We start from the raw sequence: 21,112 nt of genomic DNA on the forward strand, positions 1-21,112 counted from the left end.
AGCATAAAAGTTGAAGTTAACTTCAAGTCAAGTTTTCCCGGAGAGGCAACATGGGTATCCAGGAAGTCCCGCAATGGCCGCTGATGTCGATTCGCGAAGTAGCCGCGCGCAGCGGCGTGCCGGCGTCGACACTGCGGTTCTACGAGACGCGCGGGCTCATCAAGTCGCACCGTAACGGCTCGAGCCATCGCCACTATTCGCGCGCGGTGCTGCGGCTGATCGCGTTCATCGTGTTCGCGCAGAAGATCGGCTATACGCTCGACGAAATCGCCGAGCAGCTGGTCAGCCTGCCCGAGGACGCTGCGCCGAGCAACAAGGACTGGCAGCGGCTGTCGCGCGGCTGGAAGCAGCGCGTCGCGAGCCGGATCGAGGAATTGCAGCGGCTCTACATCAGTCTCGACGAATGCATCGGCTGCGGCTGCCTGTCGCTGAAACGCTGCAAGCTGACGAACCCGGAGGACCGCGCGGGCCGCAACGGGCCCGGCGCGCGGCGCTGGCTCGGCGACCCGCCGCCCACGGACCTCGAATGACCGATGGGCCGGGCGCGGCGCCCGATGCCGCGCCCGGTCGCCCGGGTCGCTTGCGTCACCCGGCGCGCCAGCCGCCGTTCACCGCGATCGTCGCGCCGGTGACGAACGATGCACGCGGCCCGGCGAGGCACGCGACCGCGCCAGATGCGGACGATGGCCGGGCACGTCGCGGGCGGCATCGGCGTCGCGCGGATGCCGCGCATGTTCGTGCCGATGCAACCGCAAGGCATGACGTTCTGCGAATTGAAGGATGCGGGCAGCCCGCTCGCGTACGAGCCGGCGATCGCGTACCGGACGCCATCGCCGCGCGTCGATGCGCTGCGCGAGACCGCGCGAAGCGCGGAGCGCGAACCGGGGCGGGTATGAGTGATGTGACTGCGCGCAGCGCGCGCGGCGCTCAGCCGCCGACGACGTTGAACGCGACGTCGACCACGGCCTGCCGAAATGCATCCTGCCGGGTGGGCAGCGACGTGTACTCCAGCATCATGTGGCTATACGACACCGTCGTGCCGATCGCGCTCGCGATCATGAAGAACAGCACCGTCGGCTCGACCGGGCGGATCACGCCGGCCTCCACCGCATCCGACAGCAGCGGGAACATCACGTCGTAATACGGGCGCACGATCCGCTCCTGCAGCCGGTCGAGCCGCCCGCCCACTTCGGTCGCCGCCGTCGAGAAGAACATGCCCATGTCGGGCTCGTCGAACTCATGGTCGACGCACAGCTCGATCGCGCGCCGCACGCGGTCGCGCTGCGGCAGCGGCGACGTGCGCAACGCGCGCAGCGCGTCGAACATCGGCTCGGCCAGCTCGGCGATCTGCTCGACGACCGCCAGCCACAACGTTTCCTTCGTCCCGAAATGGTGCGCGATCAGTGCCGCATCGACCCCCAGCTCGCGCGCGACCTCGCGCACGCTCGTTGCGTCGTAACCACGCTTCGCGAACGTGCGACGCGCGGCCCGCAGTATCACGTCCGGCCCCACCGACGCCCCGGCCAGCGGCCGCCCTCGCATACGCCGCTTGGCCGGCGCGCGCTCAGTGACTTCAGCCACGTTCTCCTGCTCTCCTTGAATGATTCGAATACCCCTGTTCAGGCCCCGCTTTAACGGCGCCGAAAACCGGGTGACCTGCCCTGCTCCGTTGACACGCGAAGCCGGGAAGCGCTAGGATCATACCTTATTCATCACGTGATGATTTATACATGACAACCCCTACACGCATCGTGATCGTCGGCGGCGGGATCGCCGGACTGCAGCTCGCCACCCGCCTGGGCGAGCGCCTCGGCCGGTCCGGGCGCGCGCAGGTCACCGTCGTCGACCGCAGCCCGACCCATATCTGGAAGCCGATGTTGCACACGATCGCGGCCGGTACGCGCGACGTGCAGCAGCAGCAGGTGATCTTCCTCGCCCATGCACGTGATCACGGCTACTCGTACCAGCCCGGCGAACTGACGGGGCTCGATCGCGCGCGCCGCCGCGTGCAGCTCGGCGAGATTCGCTCGCAGGACGGCGAACTCGTGCTCGAGGCACGCGAACTCGAATATGACGTCCTGATCCTCGCGCTCGGCAGCCAGGCCAACGATTTCGGCGTGCCGGGCGTGCGCGAGCACTGCTATTTCATCGACAGCCAGAAGCAGGCCGAGACCTTCAACGAAGCGTTGCGGGTGCGCGTATTTCGCAGCATCGCGCGCGACGAGCCGTTCCGCGTCGCGATCGTCGGCGCGGGCGCGACCGGCGTGGAACTCGCGGCGGAGCTGAGCCGCTTGCTGGAAGTCGCGCAGGCCTATGGCGACGCGACGGTGCGCGAGCGGCTGCAACTCACGCTGCTCGAAAGCGGCCCGCGCATCCTCGCTGCGTTTCCACCGCGGATTTCCGCGTCCGCGCAGCGGCGGCTCGAACAGATCGGCTTTCATGTGCTGACGTCCACCCGCGTCACGTCGGCCGACGCAAACGGCTTTCACTACGGCGACGGTTCGTTTGCAGAAGCGGACCTGATGGTGTGGGCAGCCGGCGTGAAGGCGCCCGATTTCATGCAGGCGCTCGACGGGCTCGACACGAATCGCGCGAACCAGATCGTCGTCGGGCCGACGCTGCAGGCCACGGGCGACGAACACGTGTTCGCGATCGGCGACTGCGCGAGCCTGCTGCCCGACGGCCAGGAACGGCCGCTGCCGCCCACCGCGCAAGTCGCGACGCAGCAGGCCGAGCATCTCGCGAAGCACCTGCCCGCATGGCTCGACGGCACGCCGATTCCGCCGTTCGCGTTCCACGATTTCGGCGCGCTCGTGTCGATCAGCGACTACGACGCGTTCGGCACGCTCGGGCAGTTCGGGTTCTTTCGCGGCGGCTTCATCCAGGGGCGTTTCGCGCAGTTCAGCCACCTGATGCTCTACCGGCGGCACCAGCAGGCGCTGCACGGCTTCTCCAAGGCGACCCTGCTGTGGATCGCCGAACGGATCAACGGCTGCGTGCAGCCGCGCATCCGGCTCTCGTGATACCGCGCGTGGCGGTGTCGCGTAACGTTTCGAGGAAAACTGACATGAACAACCGTTTAGCGCCCTGGCTCGTGACCGTCGCCGCGATCAGCAGCTTCGATATGCCGTCCGTCTCGTGGGGCCTGCCGCGGCGACGCAGCGTCACGCGCGACCGGCTGCCGTCATGGGACGCGACGAGCAAGCCGTCCATCAGCGTGCTCGAGCGACCCACGGCCGACACCGTGATGATTTCATGGCGCGACGCGTGCACCGGGCACTACGGTTATCAGAAGTGGCGGCTGTTCACCACGCGCAAGCGCGGCGTGTGCGCGCTGTCGGGGCAGCCGATCGAGATCGGCGACAGCGTCTTTGCGCCGCAATTGCTCGGCTCGACGCCGGGCAACGCCGCCGCGATGGTGCTGGCCGCGTGCATCGACGCGGCCCGCCCCGCCGAGGCGGCCTGAAAGCCCGGGATTCGACCCGGGATCCCGGTTCAGGCAGTGGTGACGCGATCCGTATCGCGAACCGCCTCGTTCATGCGTGCTTCGGCTTCCGCATCCAGCCGCGCCGCATTCGCTTCGGCTTCCGCTTCCGGCATCAGCTCGCCTTCCCATTTCGCGACCACCGCGCTGGCGATCGAGTTGCCCACCGCGTTCGTGGCCGAACGGCCCATGTCGAGGAACGTATCGACGCCCAGAATCAGCAGCAGCCCCGCTTCCGGGATGTTGAACTGGTGCAGCGTCGCGGCGATCACGACGAGCGACGCGCGCGGCACGCCGGCCATGCCTTTCGACGTCAGCATCAGGATCAGCAGCATCGTGACCTGCGTGCCGAGCGACAGGTGAATGCCGTATGCCTGCGCGATGAACAGCGACGCGAACGTGCAGTACATCATCGAGCCGTCGAGGTTGAACGAATAGCCCATCGGCATCACGAAGCTCGAGATCTTGCGGCGCACGCCGAAACGGTCGAGCGCATCGAGGATCTTCGGATAGGCGGCTTCCGAGCTCGCGGTCGCGAACGACAGCATGAACGCTTCCTTGATCAGCACCAGCAGCTTGAACACACGGCGGCCGAGGAACAGCAGCCCGGCGGCGACGAGCGTGCCCCACAGCAGGAACAGGCTCAGGTAGAAGTCGCCCATGAACACCGCGAACTTCAGCAGGATCGACAGGCCGTTGATCGCGACGGTCGACGCCATCGCCGCCAGCACCGCGAGCGGCGCAAGCTTCATCACGTAGCCGGTGATCTTCAGCATCACGTGCGCGAGCTGGTCGATCGCCGCGACGAGGATCCTGGCGCGTTCGCCGAGCGACGCGAGCGCGACGCCGAAGAACATCGAGAACACGACGATCTGCAGGATCTCGTTGTTCGCCATCGCCTCGGCGATCGACTTCGGCACCATGTGGCCGACGAAATCCTTCAGCGTGAACTTGGACGTCGCGAGATGCGCGGACGCGCCGATATCCGGCAGCGGCAGCCCGAGGTTTTCGCCGGGGCGCAGCAGGTTCGCCATCAGCAGCCCGAGCAGCAGCGAGATCAGCGACGCGGTGATGAACCAGCCGAGCGCCTTCACGAACACGCGGCCCACCGACGACGCGTCGCCCATGTGCGCGATGCCGACGACCAGCGTCGAGAACACCAGCGGCCCGATCACCATCTTGATCAGCCGCAGGAACACGTCGGACACCAGCGAGATGTAGCCGGCGATCTCCGTCGCGGCCTGCTTGTCCGGCATTTGCGTATAGATCATGTAGCCGAGCAGGATGCCGGCTGCCATCGCGAGCAGGATCCAGCCTGCCGCGGACATTCGTTTGTTCATAACGGAATTCGATGCACGGGAAGAAGTTGACGGATGAAAGGCGCGCATCCCGTGCCGTGCCAGGGGGCGCGCGTGGCAAGCCGGTCGTGCCCGGTGTGTCAGGCACGGGCGCCGGCGCCGGTCAGGCTCGCGGATCTCCGCGAACTGACGTGCTGCCGCCGCAACGGCATTCGCGCAGAGGCGAACGCCGGCGGCAGCGATTCAGCATGATGCAATCAGATCAGGTCAGTAACCGATCGCCGAACCGGCCGGACGACGCGGGTCGTTGTAGCCGTAGATGAAGCCGACCCGCACGTTGCCGGACACGGACGAATCGTTCCCGGAACTCTGGCGGCTCGCCGCTTCGGTACCCGGCAGGCCGACCATGATCAGCTCGGCGGCGCCCCACGGCGTCTGCTCGACCATCTTGTAGCCCATGTTGCGCAGGATCGCGAGCGTGTCGGGCGACAGGCCGTAGGTTTCGTAATAGACCTCGTCGGGCAGCCACTGGTGGTGGATGCGCGGCGCGGTGACCGCGTCCTGCGGCGTCATCCCGTAGTCGATTACGTTCAGCACCGTCTGCAGCGTGATCGTGATGATGCGCGAGCCGCCCGGCGAACCGACCACCATGAACACCTTGCCGTCCTTCTTCACGATGGTCGGCGCCATCGACGACAGCGGACGCTTGCCCGGTGCGATCGAGTTGCGCGTGCCCTGCACGAGACCGAACAGGTTCTGCGCGCCGACCTTCACGGTGAAGTCGTCCATCTCGTCGTTCAGGAAGAAGCCCGTGCCCGGCGCGATGACCACGGCACCGAAGCGGCCGTTGACCGTGTAGGTCGTCGATACCGCGTTGCCGTCATGATCGATGATCGAGTAATGCGTCGTCTCCGGCTTCTCGTGCACGCCGACGCCCGGCTGCACGTCGACCGACGGCGTTGCCGTATCGGCATGGATGCTCTTGCGGATTTGCGCCGCATAGTCCTTGCTCGTCAGCTTTGCGACCGGGTTGTCGATGAAGTTCGGATCGCCGAGCAGCGTGTTGCGGTCTTCATATGCGTGGCGCATCGCTTCGGTCATGTAGTGGACCGCCGCGGCCGAATGGTAGCCAAGCTTGCGCATGTCGTACCCTTCGAGGATGTTCAGCGTCTCGCACATCGTCACGCCGCCCGAGCTCGGCGGCGGAGCCGACACGAACTCGTAGCCGCGATACGTGCACGTCAGCGGCGCGATGTCCTGCGCGCGGTACGACGCGAAATCGGCCGCCGTGATCAGGCCGCCGCCCTTCTTGGCCGCGGCCTCGACGATCTTCGGGATCTCGCCGTGATAGAACGCGTCGGGCCCCTGCTCCGCGATGCGCTCCAGCGTGCGGGCCAGGTCCTTCTGCACCAGGCGATCGCCCGGTTGCAGCGGCGTGCCGTCCGGCCGCAGGAAGATGCGGGCCGCATCCGGGTCCGTCTTGAAGCGGTCGATCGTCGTGTCGAGGATGTCCGTATCGGCGCGCGTCAGCACGAAGCCGTTGCGCGCGAGCCGGATCGCCGGCGCCATCACCTGCTTGCGCGTCAGCTTGCCGTACTTGCGCTGCGCGAGATCGAGGCCGGCGACCGTGCCCGGCACGCCGACCGCGCGATAGCCGTACAGGCTGTCGTCCTGAATGACGTTGCCCTTCGCGTCGAGATACATGTTCGCCGATGCCGCGGCCGGCGCCGTCTCGCGGAAATTGATGAAGCGGTCGCGGCCGTCGGCCAGGTGCACGGTCATGAAGCCGCCGCCGCCGATGTTGCCGCAGCACGGATTGGTCACCGCTTGCGCGTAACCGACCGCCACCGCGGCGTCCACCGCGTTGCCGCCTTCCTTCAGGATGTCGACGCCGATTTGCGACGCGAAATGCTGCGAGGACACGACCATGCCGTTCTTCGCTTCAACCGCGGGGTCCGAAGCGGCGAACGCGCACACGCTCATGGCCGACAACAGGGTGAGTACTACGAGCCGCCTCATGACGGAATCCTCCAGACAAATAAACCGGGCCAGGCCGGGATGCGCCGCCGCGTCATCGCGTGCCGGCGCTGCCAATCCGGCATGTAATAAACAATACATTCCGGCGAGGCCGCGATCATAGCACTCGCTTTTTTGCGCTAAAACCTAGGGTAATCACTGAATATAAGGCAGTTGTTCCCGGGGAGGCTTTTCGATGTATGTTTGTTTTATTACATAGACAGACGCATCCGGCGATCGAATGATGCGTCCCTCTAATTTCGAGCCGCAGGCGGCCTGCCGTACGTCGATCGGCTAACATGCATGAAGTCGCCGGCAGACACCCGTCTGCCGTTTGTCATTCAGATCAGAAAGCTGGAGTGCCCGATGGGGACGAGCATCAGGGCGTTGCTGTTATCCCAGATGGATAGCTTCACGCCGTCGGAACAGAAGGTCGCGCAGGCGTTGCTGGATCGTTATCCCAGTCTCGGGCTCGGGCCCATCGCCCAGTTTGCGAAGCAGGCGGAAGTCAGCGACCCGACCGTGTTCCGCTTCGTCGTCCGGATCGGGTTTCCCAACTACTCGTCGTTCCAGCAGGCGCTGTATGGCGAGATCGACACCGCGATGAATTCGCCGCTCGCGCGCATGGATGCATTCCACTCGGAAATGGGCATGCGCGACAGCCATGCGGCGATTTTCCAGCGGCTGTCCGAGTCGCTCGCGACCACGATCGACGGGCTCGATGCGGCCGCATTCGACGCGGCCGTGGCGCTGCTGGCCGATCCGGATGTGCGTGTCTTTTGCGGCGGCGGGCGTTACACGGCGCCGCTCGCGTCTCTGTTTTCGTTCACGCTCGCCTACGCGCGGCCACATGTTCAGTATATCGAACCGAATGTGAATCTCGCGTCGGTCTCGCTGGCGGACATGGGACCCGGCGACGTGCTCGTCATCTTCGATTTTCGCCGCTATCAACGGGACAGTATTCGGTTTGCGCAGGCCGCGCATCGGCTCGGCACGCGCGTGCTGCTGATCACGGACGAATGGCACTCGCCTATCGGCGAGTTCGCGGAGATCGTGCTACGCATCCGGGGGCAGCCGTTCGCGATGCTACAGACCAACGTGCCGGCGCTCGCGCTCGCTGAGGCGCTCGTGATCGGCGTGACGAACCAGCTGCCGGAACTGGCGCGGCAGCGGATGGAGAAGATCGAGCATCTCAATTCGGGGGGAAACGAGCCGGATATCAGTCAGCGGGATTTGCCGGAGTGAGGGGTGGTTAAGCTGGGGCCGACACGGGTAGGCCGCCTCACCAAGCAGAAGAAAGATTGGTCGCTCCGCCTAACAAGCGGCAATCCTTCACGGCATGTCGAGTGACGAAGTCGGTGCACTCACTCCACACAAAAGCTGTCATCCCCTTCGATCAACACGCCACCGTGACTCGTTCGGTCACCCACTCGGGCAGCTTGTCGGTCGCCCAAATCGAAAGACGACGCGCCGCTGGTAATCACCGCGCCACAACTAATCAAGTCGCCTACGCCCGCCGCAGCCCGGCCGTTGATGATCATCCCCGTCGAACCGCTCACGACAACACCCTCGCCGTGCTCCGGGCACATGTGCCGATGGCCAACCAAAACTATTGCTCTCATCGTAGCTCCGTTGAATGATGTTTGAGGCTGTGTTGTTGACTTCAGTTAGCGTCGGTTGCCAATTCGTGGCATGTTGATTCTGCAGGGGCCGTTCGTGATTCGATGTCCATTTCCGTAGGCCATTTCACTTTTGGGGCCAGCAGGTACGCTATGTTCAATGTGCGCTCGTCGTCGTTGTCACGCGGCTGGTAGTCAGGTGATGGCAGCGCACCCGGACCTTCTTGCATGTACGTACAGATATAGGCCCAGGTTGCTTCACCGTCTCCTTTGGCCCTCAACTGGAATCGGTCGATCACCTCGTTGGTGCCGGGTTTGACTACCGACAGCACCACGCCCCACTTCATTACGTGGCCACCATTGATTGCGCCTTGTTGCAGCCAAGCTTCGGCTCGAACATCGTCCCAATCGTAGGCAACCGCCCGGACCGGCCAGCGGATGAACGGGTTCCACCACACCGCATCGATTTCGTACGCGTACATCCTTCGGCGCAAGCGATTGAACCGTAGTGGAAGATCCCGCGGGGGAGAGATATCTGAGCGAAGAGTGAATAGCACTACCCAAATACAAATCAAAGCCGTCAAGATCACCACGAAAAATATCGCTCCCCTTCCCCACAAACCACTGATTCCAAAAAATGAATCAAACAGCATTGGCGCAAAAAATATATTCACCCAAAAAAAACAAGCCTCTGATTTTCATATAGGATCGAGGTAGTTCCAAATACACATCATCAAGATGATTTGGCGTGCAGTCATCCAGACTCGGCTCGTCGTTCGGAGAAGCGTTCGGCGCGGGCAAATCCGCCTGCCAGCCACGCGTGGGAGGATTCAATTTCGGTCGAATCATCGTGACAGTCAATCTCGAGAGAAACAAACCATGTTCGATAATGCATTTGGTTCGACTGCCATCGTCATGCCTCGCCAGCAATCGATGCACGACCGGTCGAATCTGCCGGGGCCGTCCGCGATTCGATATCCATCTCGGCAGGCCATTTCACCTTTGGGGCCAGCATGTACGCTATGTTCAATCTGTGTTCGTCCTCACTGTCGCGCGACGGATAATCTGGCGGCGGTAGCGAGTTCGGGCATTCTTGCATGTAGGTACAGATATAGGCCCACGCTGCCTCAGCATCACTTTTCGCCTCCAGTTGGAATCTGTCGATCACTTCGTTGGTGCCAGGTTTGACAACTGATAGCACCACGCCCCACTTCATCACGTGGCCACCATTGATTGCGCCTTGCTGTAACCATGCTTCGGCCCGAACATCGGCCCAGTCATAGGCAATCGCCCGAATCGGCCAACGGATGAACGGGTTCCACCAAACCACGTCGATCTCGTATACGTACATCTTTCGACGTAGGCGATTGAATCGCAATGGCAAATCGCGAGGAGGAGATATATCCAAGCGTAGCATTAGCATCACAGACCAAATGCACACCACGAAGAAAGCCCCAGAAATCAAGAAAGACTCAACATCAACCAATGTTAAATTAAATAAAACAAAAATAGAAAACAATGCAGAACCCAAACCCAACCACAACAAAACTCCCTGCACCCGCAAATAAGATCGAGGCAACTCCAGATAAACATCACTTAGTTGGTTCGGCACATAACCATCCAACACCGGCTCCTCGTTTGGAACAGCATTCGGTTCCGGCAGATCAGCCTGCCAGCCACGCGTGGGAGGATTCAACTTCGGTCGAGTCATCGTGACAGTCGCTCCCGAGAGAAACGAGCCAAGCCCGATAAAGCATTTGGTTCGACCGCCATCGTCATGCCCCACCAGCAGTCGATGCACGACAAGCCGAATCCGCAGGAGCCGTCCGCGATTCGATATCCATTGCGACAGGCCATTTCACCTTCGGAGCAAGCAGACGCGCAATATTAAATGTCCGCTCGTTGTTGTAGTCGCGCGCCAGATAGTCAGATTGAGGCAACGAACCCGGGCCCTCTTGCATATACGTACAAATATAGGCCCATGCCGCTTCGCCGTCTCCTTTGGCCCCCAACTGGAATCGGTCGACCACCTCGTTGGTGCCAGGTTTGACTACCGACAGCACTACGCCCCACTTCATCACGTACCCGATCCGCCTTGCCACTGTTTAGGTGCAAGACGTTGAACGATCGTGTCGCGCTCGGCGACGACCGCGTTGCCCGCCTGCTGCGCACTGGTGAAATAGACGCCTCGAAGGCTCGAATGAAGCTGCGTGCTGTCATAGCGCGAATCAAGGAACACACGCTCGATCAGGTCGACCAGCGGCTCGATCAGCGCAGAGAACTCCTTCGGCAACAGGATGAGCCGGCGATTCTTCCTGGCCTCGTCTTCGTCCTGAAGACGCGTATGAACCGCGCTCGACAACTGGCCTGCCAGTTGAGTCAATTCATCGCGGCAACGCGCGCGCAAACCTTCCTTCGCAATCGCCCCATTGCTCTGCGGAAGCGTAAAGCCCCATGCCTGTGCGCGGCTCTCGGCCGTCAACGCACCGAAATACTCGGGAAATCCCGGCAGGCGATCCATCTTGGTCACGAGCAGGTAGACGGGGAAGCTGATCCCCAGCTCCTGGCGCAATTCAGCCAGGCGCGCCCGCAGCGCGGCCGCTTCGGCAATGCGCGCCTGCTCGTCCGCGCTCGCCAGCGCGGTCAGCTCGATGGTCAGCAGCGCACCGTTGATGGGGGCACGAGGCCGATGCCTGCGCAACATTCCGAGAAAGCCCAGCCACTCGGCGCTGTCGAGCGATTCGCGCCATTCGCGCGTATCGGTCCGAAACTGAAAGACATTTCCGTTCGACGCCGCCCCTGCAGCGGCCTGCACGGTCGACGCCTTGCCTTCTCCGGCCGTTTTTGTCCCGTCACCGTCCTTGACCGCCCGTGGATCCGGCAGATCGAGCGGAGCGTCCAGCTCCGTTGCCAGCGATGTACCGTGACGCGTGTAGTAACCGGTCGTATCGATCAGCACCGCTTCATTGGTAAACCACCAATCCACGGCATTCGCGTCCCCCGCGGAAGCAGCGGCCGAACGTTGCATCTGTTCCGCGATCGGGAACGACAAGCCGCCATTGAGCAACGCACTCGTCTTCCCCGTCCCTCCGGAGCCCAGCGTGATGTACCACGGCAATTCGTAGAGGTAACGCTTTCCCTGAAACAGCTTGCCCGGCCCTCTTGCACCGGTGCGCATCGACTTCAGTCGTACCATCGCACTCGTGACGATGGCGTCGACCTTCTGCAGCCGTCGCGCGGCAGGCGACTGCGCCTTCTTGCGGCCGAAGTGCAGCATCTTCTGCAGGAATGCCTCGTCCTCCTGCGCGCGCTGCCAGAACCGGAACAGCCGGTAGACAACGAAGACTGAAACCACCACCGCAATCGCAACCAGCCGTACGGAAGCCGGTTCGAACGGCGAGGTTTGACCGAATGACAGCAACGGCGACGCGTACCAGATCAACAGACACGACAGTGCAACGAATACGATGCGCGTCGACCGATCCGCAAGCCAGAGCAATACGCCGACGAGCAGCAAGCTGATCAGCAGCACACGCATGCCGGCGCCGGCCAGCGGCTTGAGGCCGCCGAACGAAATGAACGGCCCGACGAACCAGATGACCAGCGCCGCGACAACCAGCGCGAGCAACCCGAGAAACTGCCGGGATGCGAGAAACAAACGAAACTTCTTCATATGCGTTTCCGGAAGCGGACCCTGCGCTATTGCGCGACGACGATCTCGACGCGCCGGTTCTGCGCGCGCCCCTGGGCTGTACGGTTGTCGCCGGTTGGATCGGTATCACCCTTGCCGACCGCTTCGAGGCGACCGGGGGGGACGCCCGCCGACTGCAACATCTGCATGACCTGCGTTGCCCGCTCCTCCGACAACACTTCGTTCGACGGGAACTGACGGCTACGGATCGGCACGTTGTCCGTGTAGCCAAGCACGGTGACCTTGCCCGGCACCTTCACGATTTCACCGGCGATCTTCGCGACCAGCGGTGCCATGGCGCTTTTTATCGTGACGCCTCCCGGCTGGAACATCGCATCTCCCCTGAACGTCACCGCGCTGTGACGTGCATCCTCGTCGACACTGACCGTGCCCGCGGCAATCTCGTCCTTGAGGAGCTGTTTCAGATGCAATTTCGGCGGTGCGGGCGGCGGTGTCAGTCGACCGATCTCGGCGATCTGCTTCTGTACCGAGGCGCTCCGGCTCATCAGCTCATATTTGAACCAGCCGAAGATCGCGAGCAGGATCACCGACAGGAACGCGACACTGATCCATACCGGAAAATCGTGGAAAGACAGTCGCTTGCCTTTCGCGTCCGACTGCCAATGCGGCGACAGCTTCGCGGGCGCCGAGCCGCGCCGCACGGTGATCTCGTTGTAGAGTCGCTGACGAATCACTTCATGCTTGCGTTTGCCGTTCGCTTCGTGCCGGTAACGTCCCTCGAAGCCGAGACTAAGAATCTCGTAGACGACTTCCAGGAGATACAGATGCTCACCGGGCTCACTGAGCAGTCGGGCGATCAACAGATAGACCTTGTCTCCGCCATCGCGATCCTCATGGAACGTCGTGGCGAGCCCGTCCTGGATCCACTGGATGCCGAACGAACCTTCTTTCCCCCACTCGGTCCGCCCGGCAGCCTCGTCGAGCGCCGTGCAAAGGCAATACCGGGCACCGATCACATGATCGCGACGAACGTTGGCTTGCTCGCAAAGCCTCTGGAAGGTACGCACCTCCTGCGTGAGCAGATCGTGCAGCATGAACGTTTCACCCGCATCGAGGTGATTCGGCATCTCGGCAAGTGCTCGAAGAAGAGGCCATGCCGCTTCGCGCAGTGGATTCGATGCCTGCTCGACGGCACTCAGGCGTTCGCGGAAAGGAATACCCGATCCGATGAACGCATTCGATTCCCGAGCGATGGAATCGGGTGCCGCTCCATTCTCGGACTGGCCCGCTCCGGTAGATTGATTGCTCATGGCGATACGTCGCTGATCGCGATTCCGGAATTCAGGGAGAGCCGTTCGGTATTCACGCGCGCACACCCCACAGTTCAAGCTTGAGCGACGGGAAGTCGCCCGCTACGTGCAATGCGATCCCCCCGTGACGTACCACCTCCTCCCACAGCCCCCCGCCCTGCATCAGCTCGTAATAGATATATCCGGCGTTGAACGGAATCTGCCGCGGCGGCACCGGAAGGACCTGCATGCCGATACCCGGCAGATGACTGCGCACCAGGCTTGGCAACTTCTCCGACGGCCCCGCCTTCGCCTGCGCGAGAAACTGCTGACGCAGCGCATCGGGGGGCATCGCCGCATGCACAGCCAGCACCAGCGAAGCAAAGCCCTGCATATCCACCGGATCGACCACCGCATTGCGCATGCCATGCCCCTGATCCTCGAGCACGATGCTCTGCGCGCTCCGCACCAGTACGGCGTTGAGCAGACGATGCGTATCGTCGACCACCGGCTTCAGGCAGAGATGCGGGGTCGTATGCCGATAAGGCGGATGCGTATCGAGCGGACGACGCGTGTTCGTGCGCAAATGAGTCGACAGCTCGCCCGCCATCGCGATCAGCAGCGTGTACACGTCGGCAGGCGACGTGGTCGGCACGCGCAGCATGTGTTGCAGCAACGGCTCGTACCGGTTCAGGATCTGCAACAGCAGGTAGTCCGTGACGGTCGCCGCACTCGCGGTCGTATCGTCGGTACCGGCCAGCCGTTGCGACAACGCATTCGCGCGCAGGTGAGCGAGATCGTGGATCTTCGTGACCCAGCTCGTCAGCAGATCGCTCGCGCCATAGCCGGACACGGGCGGCACGATCGTGTCGTCCAGTTCGATGCTGCCGTCCGCACGGATGGTCTTCACACACGTCAGCGCAAGGCCGATCCATGCATCGCCCAGCTCCTTCTCGGGCACGAGGCGCAGCCGCAGGTTCGACAGCTGTACGGATTCGGGCGCAAGGCCGACCGAATTCGAATCGCGCAGTTCGGTGTCGAACACCTGATAACGCGCCATCGAATCCGCCGTGTTGGCGAACGTCGTTTCCTCGCAGTTCGGCAAGCGCACCGGCACCGCCAGATAGATCACCTGGTCGAGGTGTTCCGGACGGATCGTCAACGGCGGTGGCAACGGCGTATTGCCCGGCGCATCGAACGGCGTGCCGTCGGCGAACACGCCGGCGGCCGACTTGACGATCACCTTCCCGAGCGCGAGCGACTCCAGATCGAGCCCGTAATGCGCGAAGCCGAAGAAAAACGGCGACAGCGGCGCCGCACGCAAGTGTGCGTACTTCTCGAAGTAGCGTTCCTGTTGCTGGAACAGTTGCGGTCTGAAAAACAACCCTTCCTGCCAGGCGACCTTGGCGTACCAGCTCATACGTATCGTCCGTTGTGTTGCGCGACGTGTTTCATTTCTTCTTCGCTTCGTCGATCCTGACGGCCTTGGCCTCGAGATCGACAGTCAGTTTCACCTTGGGTGTGAAGCGGTACCACGCCTTGTCGGGCGCGGCCGGCATCGTGTAGACCGACCGCCACACCGCGTTCGGCAGGTCTCGATAGGCCGCGATCACGCCGATGGCGGTCGTTTCCGGATCGGGCCGCCTGACGACTTTCCGTTGCTCGCCGGGCCGCAACTGGAACTCGTCGCGCTTGACGACATCGTCGGCCAGCACGGTCTTCTCCTGGTTCTCCAGCGTGAAGAAATCCGCCGCCTCGAACGCGTTGTCGCTCTTCAGCTCGTAGATGCGGACCACGATCGGCGCTGCGCGCCCGCGATCGTCCGGATTGACGTCGGATGCCGCCTTGACGGCCAGTTCGAGCCGAACCGGCTCCTTCGGCTTCGGTTCACCGCTCGCGCAGGCCGAGAGCAGCACGACACCGGCGAGCGACGCGGCAGTCAGAATCGAACGCATGCAGAATTCACCTCGATGAAGCGCGAAATGCGCCGCGCGCGGAGAGCACGAACACTCGGCCGCACGCGGCACCCCGCACTTACGCTTCCTTGTTGCCCTTGATGTCGAAGCTCGCCGTGACGGCACCGCCGCTGCCGCCCTGCGCGTTCTGCACGACGTACTCCTGCTTGACCTTCGAGAACGACAGCGACACCGTCTCGCGGCTCTTCTCTTCGCCGACCTTGCTGCCGGACGGCTTCACGCGCGTGACGATCACGTCGCTCATCGTGAGCTTCAGGTATTCGAGCGGATTGCCGCCGGCCTTGCGCATCACCAGCACAGCCTGGTCGATGTGCTTGCCCGTCAGCGCGTACTTCATCAGGTTCGGGCTCGCGCGATCGATGTTGTGTTCGAACGTGAGATCCTTGACCGTTGCCTTCCCGGCACCGCCGCCGCTACCCGAATGCATCGACGATTCCTGCTGGATCTCCCAGTCCCAGTTCAGGATCTCGATTTCGTCCTTGTGCTTGTCGTCGAGCGATTCGCCGTTGATGCCGTCGATCTTCAGAAAAATGTCCTGTGCCATGTGTAGTACTCCTTTTATTTAACGATTTGAAACTGGCCGATCGTCGGTTGCCAAATCAAGCCGATGTCCGGCCCTACGGGACCTACCGTGCGGTCAAGCGGCTTCCTTGATCGACGGCAGCTTCGTCACGAGCCGCAGCGAAACGGTCAACCCTTCGAGCTGGAAGTGCGGGCGCAGGAAGAACTTCGCCTGGTAGTAGCCGGGATTGCCTTCCACTTCCTCGACGAGCACCTCCGCCGCCGCGAGCGGCCGGCGCGCCTTCGTGTCCTGCGACGAGTTCGCGGGATCGGCGTCGACGTAATGCATGATCCATTCGTTGAGCCAGCGCTGCATGTCCTCGCGCTCCTTGAACGCGCCGATCTTGTCGCGCACGATGCACTTCAGGTAATGCGCGAAGCGCGAGCACGCGAACAGATACGGCAGGCGCGCGGACAGATTCGCGTTGGCGGTTGCGTCGGGATCGTGATACTCGGCCGGCTTCTGCAGCGACTGGGCGCCGATGAAAGTCGCGTGATCGGTGTTCTTGCGATGCACGAGCGGGATGAAACCGTTCTTCGACAACTCGGCCTCGCGGCGATCCGAAATCGCGATCTCGGTCGGGCACTTCATGTCGACCCCGCCGTCGTCCGTCGGGAACGTATGGCACGGCAGGTTCTCGACCGTACCGCCGGATTCGACGCCACGAATCAGCGAGCACCAGCCGTACTGCTTGAACGAGCGATTGATGTTGACGCCCATCGCGTAGGCCGCGTTGGCCCAGCCATAGCGGCTGTGGTTCGAGCCGTTGGTGTCTTCCTCGAAATCGAACTGGTCGACCGGATTGGTCTTCGCGCCGTACGGCAGCCGCGCCAGGAAGCGCGGCATCGCGAGACCGACGTAGCGCGCATCCTCGGTATTGCGCAGCGAATTCCACGCGGTGTATTCGAGGTTCTGCGTGAAGATCTTCGTCAGGTCGCGCGGGTTGGCCAGTTCCTGCCAGGACTCCATCTGCAGCACCGACGGAGCCGCACCGGTCACGAACGGCGTGTGCGAAGCCGCCGCCACCTTCGCGATCGAGCCCAGCAGGTCGACGTCCGGCGGCGTATGGTCGAAGTAATAGTCGGCCACGATGCAGCCGTATGGCTCACCGCCCAGCTGACCATACTCCTGCTCGTAGATCTGCTTGAAGAGCGGGCTCTGGTCCCACGCCAGCCCCTTGTAGCGGCGCATCGAGCGATGCAGCTCGGTCTTCGAGACGTCCATCACGCGGATCTTCAGGTGTTCGTCCGTCTCGGTGTTCGACACGAGGTGGTTCAAGCCGCGCCATGCGGATTCAAGCGCCTGGTAGTCGTCGTGATGCAGGATCAGGTTGATCTGCTCGGAAAGCTTGTGATCGATCTGCGCGATGATGGCCGCGATGCTCTTGTAGGCGTCGTCGCTGATCGTGATCGATTGCGTGAGCGCCTGCTCCGCGAGCGTCTGCACCGCATGTTCGACCGCCGCGCGGGCCTGGTCCGTTTTCGGCCGGAATTCCCGCTCCAGCAGCTGCGTAAAGTCGGACTGGGTGGTCGCCTGGGCCTCGACGGCCTGTGCTTGCTGTTTTGCCATGATGGTCATCCTGGATCGGTTGGTCGGTCAGCTCGCGTCGCCCGAATCGGCCGCGCCTTCTTCTTGCGACTCGAGCCGCGGCGCCGCGGCCAGCGACTTCAGCAGGGCCGGGTCCTGCAGCAACTGGGTGACGAGCGCTTCGGCCCCCGACTTGCCGTCCATGTACGTCTGCAGGTTCGCCAGTTGCGTACGCGCCTGAAGCAAGCGGCGCAGCGGCTCCACCTTGTCGGCGATCGCGGCCGGCGAGAAGTCCTCCATGCTTTCGAAGGTCATGTCGACCATCATCTGGCCTTCGCCCGTCAGCGTATTCGGCACGGCAAACGCAACGCGCGGCCGGATCGCCTTCATGCGCTCGTCGAAGTTGTCGATATCGATTTCCAGGAACTGGCGATCCGATACCGCGGGCAGCGGTTCGACCGGATGCTTGCCGGACAGGTCGGCAAGCACGCCCATCACGAACGGAAGCTCGATTTTCTTCTCCGAGCCATACACTTCGACGTCGTATTCGATCTGCACGCGCGGCGCACGATTGCGCGCGATGAACTTCTGCGAACTGCTAGCGGACATGAACAGTCTCCTGACAGTGGTTGACGGATGTCGAGCTCAACGGCACGGCTCGACACGATGAGAAGGGGTCGCCTCGAACGTCAGCGCCTGGGCAGGCGATGCGGAGGCATCGGCCACGCCGATCGCGATGCGCGCGAGCGGCGCGCGTGATGCAAACGCGTCGAGCCAGAGCGCGGAAAGGCGTGGCAGCACGTGTTGTTCGATGAAGCCGATGAGCACGCGCGCACCAGTCTCCTGAACCAGGCAACGGCCGACGATGTAGTTCACGAGCGTGTCGTCGTAGACAAGCGGGATGTCGTGGCTGTCCGCCACGCGCTTCACGACGCGATCCAGATGCAGGCAAACGATGCTGGCAAGCGCGTTGTCGGCAAGCGGCCGGTACGGCACGACCGTCACACGCCCCACGAACGCCGCCGGAAATGCCTTCAGCAATTCCGGGGCAAGCGCGGCCCGCAGGCCGTCGAGATCGGGCGACAGTGCCGGATCCGCGCATAGGCTCGCGCTCAGGTCGGCACCGACGTTGCTCGTCAGCAGGATGGTGGTATTGCGGAAATCGATATGGCGGCCGTCGCCGTCTTCCATGTATCCCTTGTCGAACACCTGGAAGAACATTTCGTGCACGTCGCGATGCGCCTTCTCGATCTCGTCGAGCAACACGACCGCGTAGGGACGACGACGCACGGCTTCGGTCAGCACACCGCCCTCGCCGTAGCCGACATAGCCGGGCGGCGCGCCTTTCAGGCCCGACACGGTGTGCGCTTCCTGATACTCGCTCATGTTGATCGTGATCAGGTTCTGTTCGCCCCCGTATAGCGCCTCCGCAAGCGCCAGCGCGGTCTCGGTCTTGCCGACGCCGGACGGGCCGGCAAGCAGGAACACACCCAGCGGCTTCTTGGGATCGGTCAGACCCGACCGCGCGGTCTGCACGCGTTCGCCGATCAGGTGCAGCGCGTCGCGTTGCCCGATCACGCGCATGCCCAGCGTTTCCGGCAAGCGGCGAACGGCGGCGATCTCGTCGGTGACCATGCGGCCGACCGGGATACCGGTCCAGTCCGAGACGATTTCGGCGACGATGGCTTCGTCGACCTCGGGGAAAACGAGCGGCACATCGCCCTGCAGCGTGGCCAGCGCACGTTCAAGTTCGCGCAGTTGATCGACCGACACCGGCGAATCCTCCGCGTCCGCGATCGCGGCGTCTCTTCCTGCGAGCAACGCCTGGGCGGCCGACACCTGCTCGCGCCAGCGAGCCGTGAGCGCCGCCTCCTCCTCCGCCAGCGCGTCGATGCGCGTACGCACGCGATTCAACGCCTTGTCCGCATCGAGACCGATACGGGCCTCCTGCAGCAGCAGTGTCTCTTCGGCACGCGCGGCTGCCACGCGCTGCCGCACGTCGTCGAGCTCGCGCGGCGTCGTGTGCTGCGACAGCGCGACGCGCGCACACGCGGTGTCGAGCAGGCTGATCGCCTTGTCGGGCAACTGGCGAGACGGAATATAGCGATGCGACAGCGTCACTGCGGCACGGATCGCTTCGTCCCGCACGACGACGCCGTGATGCGACGAGAACGTCGGCACGAGCCCGCGCACCATGTCGGTCGCGGCCACCTCGGACGGCTCCGCGACCTGCAACACCTGAAAGCGCCGGGTCAGCGCCGGGTCCTTCTCGATATGCCGCTTGTATTCGGCCCAGGTCGTCGCACCGATCGTGCGGATCGTGCCGCGCGCGAGCGCAGGTTTCAGGAGGTTGGCGGCATCGCCGGTGCCGGCCTGCCCGCCCGCGCCGATCAGCGTATGGATTTCGTCGACGAACAGGATGACGGGCGCCGCCGATCTTGCCGCCGCCTCGAGCACGCCCTTCAGGCGAGCCTCGAACTCCCCCTTCATGCTCGCCCCTGCGAGAAGCGCGCCGACATCGAGGCTCAGCAATCGTACGTCCGCAAGATTCGGCGGCACGTTGCCCGATGCGATCGCACGCGCCAGCCCCTCCACCACGGCCGTCTTGCCGACGCCGGCCTCGCCGGTGACCAGCGGGTTGTTCTGCCGCCGACGCATCAGCACGTCGATCATGGTGCGGATCTCGAGCTCGCGGCCGATGACGGGATCGATTTCGCCGGCGCGGGCCCGCGCGGTGAGATCCAGGCAGTACTGCTCGAGCGAATTGCCTTTCGACGTGACCGGCAGCGCACCCGAGGTCTCGCCCGGCAGCGCCGGCGCGAGTTCACTGTGATCGTACGGCCCGTCGGCGGCTTCCGGTGACCCGTCGATCCACGCGGGAAGCACATTGCCAAGATCTTCCACTGAAATCTTGCCGAATTCCGGGGAAATGGCGAGAAGTACACGCCGCAGTTCGGGGGTCGACACGAGCGCCGCAACCAGCCATGCACCGCGCACGCGACAATCGCCATGACCGAGCGTTGCCAACACCCAGCCGCGTTCAATAGCCGCTTCGATATGCCAGGAAAAGTCGCTGATCGAACTCGCGCCGGCCGGCAACGCAGCCAGCGCCCGCGCAAGATCGCGCTCGAGCGCATCGTGATCGATCTCCGCATGGCGAACGATCCGCTGCAAATCGCCGTCCGGCTGCTGGAGCAGTTGGTGCAGCCAATGGACGAGTTCGACGAACGGGTTCCCGCGCAGTTTGCAGAAACTCGTTGCCGACTCGATTCCTCGGTAAAGCTCGACCCCGAGCTTGCCGAACAAGGTCTGGCGTGAAATGTTCATGGTGGTCTTGTTCTGTTCGTTAGCGCGCTGCGGACGATTCCGTCACGGCAATCAGGAGTCCTTGATGGATGCCTTGCCAGACAGGACCTCGAATATTCGAAACACGCCTCTCTCTCCGATTCGGAAAATACGGCCACCCCGAATCATGAGCCGAATTATCGACACGAAACAATAATTACGTCAATGCATTAATTTTCAATTCACCTGAAATGAAAAATTCAGACAAGTCCTATTTCGCACTGTATCGAAATCCATGCAAACGGCGCCGGCCAACCTTGCACAAGTCACGGACGACCCATCAACCACCCACCCTCAAGTCATTGTTATTTCGAGATAAATTGAGAATCAAAACAACCTTAAAT

The 21,112-nt window shown here is 63.0% G+C and carries 18 protein-coding genes and 2 pseudogenes; 5 read left to right on the top strand and 15 right to left on the bottom strand.

The annotated features are described in order from the left end of the window. Window positions 1-50: 50 nt before the first annotated feature. A complete protein-coding gene (gene soxR / locus LGN19_RS06250) occupies window positions 51-530 on the top strand; it encodes a redox-sensitive transcriptional activator SoxR (protein WP_175220302.1) in 480 nt (159 codons plus the stop codon). 129 nt (window positions 531-659) lie between these two features. Then, a pseudogene (locus tag LGN19_RS06255) lies at window positions 660-896 on the top strand (LysR family transcriptional regulator); the annotation flags it as partial. 31 nt (window positions 897-927) lie between these two features. Here LGN19_RS06255 and LGN19_RS06260 read toward each other — a convergent pair. Further along, the gene (locus LGN19_RS06260) at window positions 928-1,581 is read right to left on the bottom strand and encodes a TetR/AcrR family transcriptional regulator (RefSeq protein WP_226213609.1); all 654 of its coding nucleotides are present in this window, start codon (window positions 1,579-1,581) and stop codon (window positions 928-930) included. A gap of 149 nt (window positions 1,582-1,730) precedes the next feature. Between LGN19_RS06260 and LGN19_RS06265 the strand changes: the two genes are divergently transcribed. Together LGN19_RS06265 and LGN19_RS06270 are read left to right on the top strand one after the other, a co-directional pair. Continuing rightward, window positions 1,731-3,023, top strand: a complete 1,293-nt coding sequence (locus LGN19_RS06265) for an NAD(P)/FAD-dependent oxidoreductase (protein WP_069252032.1) — start codon at window positions 1,731-1,733, stop codon at window positions 3,021-3,023. A 44-nt stretch (window positions 3,024-3,067) separates the two neighbouring features. Then, window positions 3,068-3,466 (top strand): DUF3331 domain-containing protein, encoded by a 399-nt coding sequence (locus LGN19_RS06270; protein ID WP_122947536.1) that lies wholly within the window; start codon window positions 3,068-3,070, stop codon window positions 3,464-3,466. A gap of 29 nt (window positions 3,467-3,495) precedes the next feature. Here the strand turns inward: LGN19_RS06270 and LGN19_RS06275 are convergent, their stop codons facing one another. Continuing rightward, window positions 3,496-4,824 carry a dicarboxylate/amino acid:cation symporter gene (locus LGN19_RS06275; RefSeq protein WP_122947537.1) on the bottom strand — a complete coding sequence of 443 codons (1,329 nt, stop codon included), beginning with the start codon at window positions 4,822-4,824 and terminating at the stop codon, window positions 3,496-3,498. Between the two features lie 225 nt (window positions 4,825-5,049). Then, on the bottom strand, window positions 5,050-6,801 hold the full coding sequence (gene ggt / locus LGN19_RS06280) for a gamma-glutamyltransferase (protein WP_226213610.1): 1,752 nt from the start codon (window positions 6,799-6,801) through the stop codon (window positions 5,050-5,052). Window positions 6,802-7,164: 363 nt separating this feature from the next. Here ggt and LGN19_RS06285 point away from each other — a divergent pair, with 363 nt between their 5' ends. Next, window positions 7,165-8,043 carry a MurR/RpiR family transcriptional regulator gene (locus tag LGN19_RS06285; protein WP_122947539.1) on the top strand — a complete coding sequence of 293 codons (879 nt, stop codon included), beginning with the start codon at window positions 7,165-7,167 and terminating at the stop codon, window positions 8,041-8,043. Window positions 8,044-8,162: 119 nt separating this feature from the next. Here LGN19_RS06285 and LGN19_RS06290 read toward each other — a convergent pair whose 3' ends face one another. From LGN19_RS06290 to tssH, 12 genes and pseudogenes are all read right to left on the bottom strand, one after another. After that, window positions 8,163-8,420, bottom strand: coding sequence for a PAAR domain-containing protein (locus tag LGN19_RS06290; RefSeq protein ID WP_226213611.1), 258 nt, complete (start codon window positions 8,418-8,420; stop codon window positions 8,163-8,165). Window positions 8,421-8,461: 41 nt separating this feature from the next. Beyond that, window positions 8,462-9,070: a DUF6708 domain-containing protein gene (locus LGN19_RS06295; protein ID WP_319000632.1), complete on the bottom strand. Its 609-nt coding sequence runs from the start codon at window positions 9,068-9,070 to the stop codon at window positions 8,462-8,464. A 260-nt stretch (window positions 9,071-9,330) separates the two neighbouring features. Continuing rightward, window positions 9,331-10,218 carry a DUF6708 domain-containing protein gene (locus LGN19_RS06300; RefSeq protein ID WP_226213613.1) on the bottom strand — a complete coding sequence of 296 codons (888 nt, stop codon included), beginning with the start codon at window positions 10,216-10,218 and terminating at the stop codon, window positions 9,331-9,333. Then, window positions 10,193-10,495: a DUF6708 domain-containing protein gene (locus LGN19_RS06305; protein WP_319000633.1), complete on the bottom strand. Its 303-nt coding sequence runs from the start codon at window positions 10,493-10,495 to the stop codon at window positions 10,193-10,195. Before LGN19_RS06305 ends, LGN19_RS06300 begins: the two co-directional genes overlap by 26 nt. A gap of 5 nt (window positions 10,496-10,500) precedes the next feature. Next, window positions 10,501-12,090, bottom strand: a pseudogene (locus LGN19_RS39530) (type VI secretion protein IcmF/TssM N-terminal domain-containing protein); the annotation flags it as partial. Between the two features lie 26 nt (window positions 12,091-12,116). Then, a complete protein-coding gene (gene tssL, locus LGN19_RS06320) occupies window positions 12,117-13,379 on the bottom strand; it encodes a type VI secretion system protein TssL, long form (protein ID WP_226213615.1) in 1,263 nt (420 codons plus the stop codon). 52 nt (window positions 13,380-13,431) lie between these two features. Beyond that, a complete protein-coding gene (gene tssK / locus LGN19_RS06325; RefSeq protein WP_226213616.1) occupies window positions 13,432-14,778 on the bottom strand; it encodes a type VI secretion system baseplate subunit TssK in 1,347 nt (448 codons plus the stop codon). 31 nt (window positions 14,779-14,809) lie between these two features. Continuing rightward, complete coding sequence (tssJ, locus tag LGN19_RS06330) at window positions 14,810-15,313, bottom strand: type VI secretion system lipoprotein TssJ (protein WP_226213617.1); 504 nt, start codon at window positions 15,311-15,313, stop codon at window positions 14,810-14,812. A gap of 79 nt (window positions 15,314-15,392) precedes the next feature. Further along, the gene (locus LGN19_RS06335) at window positions 15,393-15,878 is read right to left on the bottom strand and encodes an Hcp family type VI secretion system effector (protein WP_175031026.1); all 486 of its coding nucleotides are present in this window, start codon (window positions 15,876-15,878) and stop codon (window positions 15,393-15,395) included. A gap of 93 nt (window positions 15,879-15,971) precedes the next feature. Further along, complete coding sequence (tssC, locus tag LGN19_RS06340) at window positions 15,972-17,465, bottom strand: type VI secretion system contractile sheath large subunit (RefSeq protein ID WP_226213618.1); 1,494 nt, start codon at window positions 17,463-17,465, stop codon at window positions 15,972-15,974. 27 nt (window positions 17,466-17,492) lie between these two features. Next, the gene (tssB, locus tag LGN19_RS06345) at window positions 17,493-18,032 is read right to left on the bottom strand and encodes a type VI secretion system contractile sheath small subunit (protein WP_226213619.1); all 540 of its coding nucleotides are present in this window, start codon (window positions 18,030-18,032) and stop codon (window positions 17,493-17,495) included. A 36-nt stretch (window positions 18,033-18,068) separates the two neighbouring features. After that, entirely contained in the window at window positions 18,069-20,750 is a 2,682-nt protein-coding gene (gene tssH, locus LGN19_RS06350; RefSeq protein WP_226213620.1) for a type VI secretion system ATPase TssH, read from the bottom strand. Window positions 20,751-21,112 lie beyond the last annotated feature (362 nt).

The organism is Burkholderia sp. AU30198, from assembly GCF_020419825.1.
Classification (GTDB): Bacteria; Pseudomonadota; Gammaproteobacteria; order Burkholderiales; family Burkholderiaceae; genus Burkholderia.

Excerpts from the sequence above, each read along its gene's own strand:
- tssC (WP_226213618.1), bottom strand. The coding sequence starts at position 17,465 with ATGGCAAAACAGCAAGCACAGGCCGTCGAGGCCCAGGCGACCACCCAG.
- LGN19_RS06305 (WP_319000633.1), bottom strand. The coding sequence starts at position 10,495 with ATGAAGTGGGGCGTAGTGCTGTCGGTAGTCAAACCTGGCACCAACGAG.
- LGN19_RS06285 (WP_122947539.1), top strand. The coding sequence starts at position 7,165 with ATGGGGACGAGCATCAGGGCGTTGCTGTTATCCCAGATGGATAGCTTC.
- tssK (WP_226213616.1), bottom strand. The coding sequence starts at position 14,778 with ATGAGCTGGTACGCCAAGGTCGCCTGGCAGGAAGGGTTGTTTTTCAGA.
- LGN19_RS06275 (WP_122947537.1), bottom strand. The coding sequence starts at position 4,824 with ATGAACAAACGAATGTCCGCGGCAGGCTGGATCCTGCTCGCGATGGCA.
- tssL (WP_226213615.1), bottom strand. The coding sequence starts at position 13,379 with ATGAGCAATCAATCTACCGGAGCGGGCCAGTCCGAGAATGGAGCGGCA.
- ggt (WP_226213610.1), bottom strand. The coding sequence starts at position 6,801 with ATGAGGCGGCTCGTAGTACTCACCCTGTTGTCGGCCATGAGCGTGTGC.
- tssB (WP_226213619.1), bottom strand. The coding sequence starts at position 18,032 with ATGTCCGCTAGCAGTTCGCAGAAGTTCATCGCGCGCAATCGTGCGCCG.
- tssH (WP_226213620.1), bottom strand. The coding sequence starts at position 20,750 with ATGAACATTTCACGCCAGACCTTGTTCGGCAAGCTCGGGGTCGAGCTT.
- LGN19_RS06270 (WP_122947536.1), top strand. The coding sequence starts at position 3,068 with ATGAACAACCGTTTAGCGCCCTGGCTCGTGACCGTCGCCGCGATCAGC.
- soxR (WP_175220302.1), top strand. The coding sequence starts at position 51 with ATGGGTATCCAGGAAGTCCCGCAATGGCCGCTGATGTCGATTCGCGAA.
- LGN19_RS06290 (WP_226213611.1), bottom strand. The coding sequence starts at position 8,420 with ATGAGAGCAATAGTTTTGGTTGGCCATCGGCACATGTGCCCGGAGCAC.
- tssJ (WP_226213617.1), bottom strand. The coding sequence starts at position 15,313 with ATGCGTTCGATTCTGACTGCCGCGTCGCTCGCCGGTGTCGTGCTGCTC.
- LGN19_RS06265 (WP_069252032.1), top strand. The coding sequence starts at position 1,731 with ATGACAACCCCTACACGCATCGTGATCGTCGGCGGCGGGATCGCCGGA.
- LGN19_RS06295 (WP_319000632.1), bottom strand. The coding sequence starts at position 9,070 with ATGCTGTTTGATTCATTTTTTGGAATCAGTGGTTTGTGGGGAAGGGGA.
- LGN19_RS06335 (WP_175031026.1), bottom strand. The coding sequence starts at position 15,878 with ATGGCACAGGACATTTTTCTGAAGATCGACGGCATCAACGGCGAATCG.